Here is a 6,155-nt window from a genome sequence, read left to right as displayed (position 1 = left end):
TTTGTCCATCTCCTCGACGTAACTTTGACCTTTAACAATGGCAGGGATTAAACCGAGTCCAAATTTAATTTTTTCCTCCCAAGTTAACATATCATTATTGCGAAGAATGGCAACAATACCGTTAATTGGGGCGGGAATATCAGGGAAGTCAAACCGCGAATAGGTCCCAGGTTTTTCCGGCTGATTGAAGATCATCGAGTGTTCTTTCCACTGTAGGCGATCCTCTATGCCTAATTCTTGGAATAATTGCAGCATATTGGGATAAGCGCCAAAGAAGATATGTAAACCGGTTTCGTACCAGTCCCCATCGGCATCTTTCCAAGCGGCAATTTTTCCCCCTAATACATCGCGACGTTCCAGTACGATGGGCGTATGTCCCGCATCGACAAGGTATTTCGCACAAGATAATCCGGCTAGTCCCGCACCAGCGATCGCAACTCGCATCGTTTCCTATCTACTCTCTAATGTCTTGTCTTTATCACATTCGCCATTATACTTCACATTTCGTTACATTTTTTTTCAGATTATCGAGAAGTCAGGGGGCAGGAGGCGGCTTTGTTCTCCCCACACCCCACTTCCTTGATAACTGCTGACTGCTTACTGGTCACTGATAACTGATAACTGGTCACTGATAACTGATAACTGGTCACTGATAACTGATAACTGATATTGTGATATGTAATTAGCTTAATTCGCTTACCTTTTTAGTTCACGCGTACACCCTCTTCAATCGATCGCTATGACTTTTCCCACTACGTCACCTCAAGTCTCGGAAATAGAGAATAATCGTGCTTGGCATAATTTAACTGGGGAACAAACCCTAGAAATACTGAGAACCAATGGGGAAACCGGCTTAATCGAGGCGGAAATTGTTAAAAGAAAGGATATTTTCGGGTTAAATGAACTAAAAGAAACGGGGGGACGTAGCCCGTTAATGATTCTCTGGGAACAGTTTACTAACATTATGTTAGTGATGCTGATTGCCGTGGCGGTGGTTTCGGCAGTTTTGGACCTGAAAAAAGGGGAATTTCCCAAAGACGCGATAGCTATTTTTACAATTGTTATTTTAAACGGTATTTTAGGATATTTACAGGAAAGTCGGGCAGAAAAGGCATTAGCAGCCCTTAAGCAGTTATCCTCGCCCAAAGTTAGAGTTATTCGTAATGGTAGCACCTTTGAAGTGACGGCCAAGGAACTTGTCCCCGGGGATATCATGTTACTGGAAGCGGGGGTACAAATTGCCGCCGATGGCAGATTATTAGAAGCACAAAACCTGCAAATCCGGGAAGCTGCCCTCACGGGGGAAGCGGAATCGGTGAATAAACAAGCACAGAAGGTTTTACCGGAAGATGCCTCTTTAGGCGATCGCATTAACCTCGTCTATCAGGGTACAGAAGTAGTACAGGGACGGGGGAAAGTGGCGATTACCAAGACGGGAATGGATACGGAAATCGGTAAAATCGCCGCTTTGTTGCAAGGAGTAGAAAGTGAACCAACTCCCCTACAGCAGCGAATGTCGCAGTTAGGTAACGTTTTAGTGAGTAGTTCCCTAGCTTTAGTGGCTGTAGTCGTGCTTGGTGGCGTAATTCGCTTTGGTTGGCAGTTTTTTGAATCATTCCTCGAAACTTCCCTCAGTATGGCTGTGGCCGTTGTTCCCGAAGGTTTACCGGCAGTGGTAACGGTGACTTTGGCAATTGGAACCCAAAGAATGGTGAGAAGACAAGCTTTAATCCGTAAATTGCCGGCAGTGGAAACCTTAGGCTCGGTAACGACGATTTGCTCCGATAAAACCGGAACTTTAACTCAAAATAAAATGGTGGTGCAGAAAGTTAATACTTCCGAGCAGACAATTACTGTCACGGGGGAAGGTTACGCGCCTATCGGTGAGTTTAATGGTGTTAGTGAAAGTGATCCGGAACTACAGGCAATTTTAACGGCTTGTGTGCTGTGTAATGATGCACTTTTGCAAAATAAAGCTCAAGAATGGTCAATTTTAGGCGATCCCACCGAAGGAGCTTTACTGACGTTAGCGGGTAAAGGAGGACTATATCGGGAAGCATTGGCACCACAAAGCCCTCGTTTAGGCGAATTTCCCTTTTCTTCCGAAAGAAAGAGAATGTCAGTAATCTGTGAGAATGCCCAGTTAGGTTTGGGGGATTCTGCCTATTTAATGTTTACCAAAGGATCACCGGAATTAATTCTCGAACGTTGTTCTCTGATCCAAGTTGGGGCGGAAAGTCAACCCTTAACAGATGAACAAAGAAGCCGTATTTTGGCACAAAATGACGAAATGGCGGGTAATGGCCTACGAGTCTTAGGTTTTTCCTATAAACCGATGACAGAAGTGCCAGAAGCGGAAAGAGAAGATAGTGAGGAACAATCCCTGGTTTGGTTGGGATTGGTGGGAATGCTCGATGCACCCCGCAAAGAAGTTAAAGAAGCGGTTGCCCTCTGTCGTCAAGCGGGAATTCGTCCGATTATGATTACCGGAGATCACCAATTAACCGCCAAGGCGATCGCATTTGAATTAGGAATTGCTGCCCCCGGGGAGCGAGTAATCACGGGTAAAGAATTAGAAAAAATGTCTCAGAATGACCTAGAGGCAGAGGTAGATGGTGTGAGCGTCTATGCTCGCGTTTCTCCCGAACATAAGCTGAGAATCGTCCAAGCTTTGCAAAAACAGGGCAAATTCGTCGCCATGACGGGGGACGGGGTGAACGATGCTCCGGCACTAAAACAAGCGGATATCGGCATCGCCATGGGGATTACGGGAACCGATGTCAGCAAAGAAGCCAGTGATATGATTTTGCTGGATGATAATTTTGCCACCATCGTCGCCGCTACCGAAGAAGGGCGCGTGGTTTACAGCAACATTCGGCGCTTTATTAAATACATTCTCGGCAGTAATATTGGCGAGGTTTTAACGATTGCAGCGGCTCCTCTGCTCCGTTTAGGCGGTGTACCCCTTTCTCCCTTGCAAATCCTCTGGATGAACCTTGTCACCGACGGTTTACCGGCTCTTGCTCTGGCAATGGAACCCGCCGAACCTAATGTGATGAAACGTCCACCTTTTAGCCCCCGGGAAAGCATTTTTGCTCGCGGGTTGGGTTGGTATATGATTCGCATCGGTGTGGTGTTTGCCATTCTCACCATTATTATGATGGCTTGGGCTTACCGATATACTCAAGCAACCCCCGAAATCGGAGATCCTGGACGTTGGAAAACCATGGTATTTACTACCCTCTGTTTAGCACAAATGGGTCATGCTTTGGCGGTGCGTTCCCATACCCAGTTAGCTGTGCAAATGAATCCCTTCTCTAATCCTTACATTATCGCCGCCGTGGGCTTGACAACGATCCTACAATTGTTGTTAATTTATGCTCCTCCTCTACAAAGCTTCTTCGGCACTCAATGGATTAGTGGCACAGAATTATTAATCTGTTTTGGATTTAGTGCCTTAATGTTTGTTTGGATTGAGTTGGAGAAGTTATTTATTCGCTGGTTCATGACGAAAAAATAAATCAATGCCAACACCAATTATTCTGACTTTAACGGTTTTAGTCGTTGCTTTAGTCGCTTTCGTGGCGGAATGGCTACCGGTAGATTTAACCGCTTTATGCGTGGCGATTGTCCTCATTCTTTTGGGTTTAGTTACTCCCGAAGAAGGTATCGCCGGATTTAGTAATGCTGCCACGGTGACAGTGATGGCGATGTTTGTGCTTAGTGCTGGAATTACCCGCACGGGAGTGATTCAAGTAATTCGCGATCGCTTGCTGGTTTGGGGGGGCAAAAATCCCCACCAACAGGTATTTGTCTTAGGGGCATTGGTGGGGCCGATTAGTGCTTTTATTAATAACACGGCAGTGGTGGCGATCTTTTTACCCATCGTTGAAGATTGGTGTAAAAAACAAAAAATTTCCCCTTCTAAGTTATTAATTCCCCTTTCCTACGCCACGGTTTTAGCGGGGATGATTACCGTGGTGGGAACTTCTACTAACATTCTCGCTAGTGGTATTTCTGCCAAGCTGGGTTATGGGGAATTTAGCTTATTTCAATTCACTGCTTTAGGATTAGTAACTTTTTTGGCAGGGTTGATTTATTTAACAATTTTTGCCCCGAAATTACTACCTGATCGCAAATCTTCCACGGGGGAATTTTTAGACGATGATTACGGTTCTAAAGTATATCTGAGTGAGGTCATTGTTACCCCTCGTTCTAATCTTATCGGTCAAACTTTATCTCAAAGTGGACTACAAAGAAAGTTTGATTTTGATGTGTTGGAATTAATCAGAAATAAGGTACATTTACCCCAACCTTTAGCCGATAAAGTTCTCAATGCTGGCGATATTTTAATCGTTCACAGTAGCCGGGAAGAACTATTAAAAATTAAAGATGAAAGAGGATTAGAAATCTTTGCTGATCTCAAATTTCAGAAAGAAGATATTGAGTCGGTAATTACTACAGGTGAGGAAAAATTAGCCGAGGTTTTGATTCTCTCTAATTCCCGTTTAATTGGGACAACTTTAAAAGATTTGAAATTCCGTCAGCGTTATAACGCAACAGTTCTGGCGATTCGCCGTGGTTCGGAATTACTACAAGGAAGATTAGGTAAAATTCCTTTAAAGTTTGGCGATTTGCTCTTGGTTCAGGGACCAAAACAGAGTTTTATTGGTTTACAAACCACGCGGGAATTATTAGTCTTAGAAGAAAAAGAAATTGAATCCCAGCGACAGGATAAAGGCATTATTGCTTTAATAATTACTTTGTCGGTGATTATTATTGCCGCTTTTGATATTCAACCAATTCTCGTCACCAGTTTAGTTGGGGTGGTTTTAATGGTAATTACTGGCTGTCTAAAACCGGGGGAAGTCTATGGTTCTATTCGTTGGGATATTATCTTTTTATTAGCGGGTTTAATTCCCCTAGGTACTGCCATGGATAACTCGGGAACTACTAAATGGTTAGCAGATAATTTAGTGGCTATCGGCGGCAATCTTTCGGGGTTTTGGATCTTAGTTTTCTTCTATCTAATTACCTCAGTTTTAACTGAAATCCTCTCTAATAACGCCGCCGTCGTGTTAATGATTCCCGTCGCCGTGGAAGTGGCGAAAACTTTGGGTTTAAATCCTTTGGCTTTTATGTATGCTGTCACCTTTGCTGCTTCTAATAGTTATCTCACACCAATTGGCTATCAAACTAACACCATGGTTTATGCACCTGGCGGCTATAAATTCCTCGATTTTACCCGTTTGGGTGCGCCCCTAAATTTAATTTTGACGTTTTTAACCCCTAGTTTAATTGTCTTGTTTTATGGCTTGAAATAAAGAAAGAGATCGAAGATTCTTCGATCTCTAAAAAGAATTTGATCAGTAGTCAAAACTATTTCGATTCAGCAAAGCGTTTACGCAGGGATTCGGTGCGCTTTTTCGCTACGGTATTATCAGGATCAAATTTGAGAGTTTCTTCGTAGGTTTCGAGAGCTTTTTTAGCCATTTGTTTCTTTTCGTAAACATTGCCAAGATTATTGAGAGCGATCGAGTATTGAGGATAAAGTTTAATTGCTTCTTTGTAGTTACGAATCGCTAATTCTAATTGTTCTTGAGCAAAATAGGAAAAACCGATCGCATTGTAGATTAGGGCTTGATTTTCTGGTTCGATGCTTTCTTCCTCAGAGATTTTTAAAGCCTTTTGTAGTAAACTCAATGCTTGAACATAGAGTTTTTTATCGAGATAAAGACTCCCTAATTCATAGTATTCTTTAGCTGTACCTTTTTCTTTTTGCAATTTCTTTTGTAGCTTGTTAAAGGTTCCTTCCACTCGACGGGTTTTAAAGATTTGCACGATGACAAAAATTCCTAAACCAATCACGAAAATTAGCAATCCAGAAACGTAAATAAGCGGCAGGGTATCTTCCATAATTAGCGATCGAGCAATTAATATTTTTATACTTATTCAATCAGATTATAGCAGGATTTAGTCAGTTATCAGTGATCAGTTATCAGTGATCACTGATCAGATTTGAGTTTTCAGTTCACTGTTCACTGTTCACAGCAAAAAACTCCCCACTTCATAATTCATAATTCTCACACCCCACTCCCCACACCCCACACCCCACACCCCACACCCCACACCCCACACCCCACACCCCACACCCC

At 43.1% G+C, this 6,155-nt stretch carries 4 protein-coding genes; 2 read left to right on the top strand and 2 right to left on the bottom strand.

Annotation, left to right across the window (positions count from 1 at the left end):
- Positions 1 to 444: FAD-dependent oxidoreductase (locus PX482_RS18335; protein WP_288122803.1), on the bottom strand; the 444-nt coding region annotated here is incomplete at its 3' end.
- Positions 445 to 739: 295 nt separating this feature from the next.
- On the opposite strand from PX482_RS18335, the gene PX482_RS18330 reads away from it, so the two are divergent.
- Together PX482_RS18330 and PX482_RS18325 are read left to right on the top strand one after the other, a co-directional pair.
- A complete protein-coding gene (locus PX482_RS18330; protein ID WP_288122802.1) occupies positions 740 to 3,520 on the top strand; it encodes a cation-translocating P-type ATPase in 2,781 nt (926 codons plus the stop codon).
- A gap of 4 nt (positions 3,521 to 3,524) precedes the next feature.
- Positions 3,525 to 5,324 carry an SLC13 family permease gene (locus PX482_RS18325; protein WP_288056573.1) on the top strand — a complete coding sequence of 600 codons (1,800 nt, stop codon included), beginning with the start codon at positions 3,525 to 3,527 and terminating at the stop codon, positions 5,322 to 5,324.
- Between the two features lie 55 nt (positions 5,325 to 5,379).
- Here the strand turns inward: PX482_RS18325 and PX482_RS18320 are convergent, their stop codons facing one another.
- Positions 5,380 to 5,916 (bottom strand): tetratricopeptide repeat protein, encoded by a 537-nt coding sequence (locus PX482_RS18320; RefSeq protein WP_288028216.1) that lies wholly within the window; start codon positions 5,914 to 5,916, stop codon positions 5,380 to 5,382.
- Between the last annotated feature and the right edge of the window lie 239 nt (positions 5,917 to 6,155).

Source organism: Microcystis sp. M53602_WE12, assembly GCF_030065455.1.
Taxonomy (GTDB): Bacteria; Cyanobacteriota; Cyanobacteriia; order Cyanobacteriales; family Microcystaceae; genus Microcystis; species Microcystis aeruginosa.
The sequence above is the reverse complement of the archived record's forward strand: the minus strand, read 5'-3'. Positions and strand labels throughout refer to the sequence as shown.

What these genes read in the sequence shown, in the direction of transcription:
- PX482_RS18330 (WP_288122802.1), top strand. Translation starts at nt 740, where the DNA reads ATGACTTTTCCCACTACGTCACCTCAAGTCTCGGAAATAGAGAATAAT.
- PX482_RS18325 (WP_288056573.1), top strand. Translation starts at nt 3,525, where the DNA reads ATGCCAACACCAATTATTCTGACTTTAACGGTTTTAGTCGTTGCTTTA.
- PX482_RS18320 (WP_288028216.1), bottom strand. Translation starts at nt 5,916, where the DNA reads ATGGAAGATACCCTGCCGCTTATTTACGTTTCTGGATTGCTAATTTTC.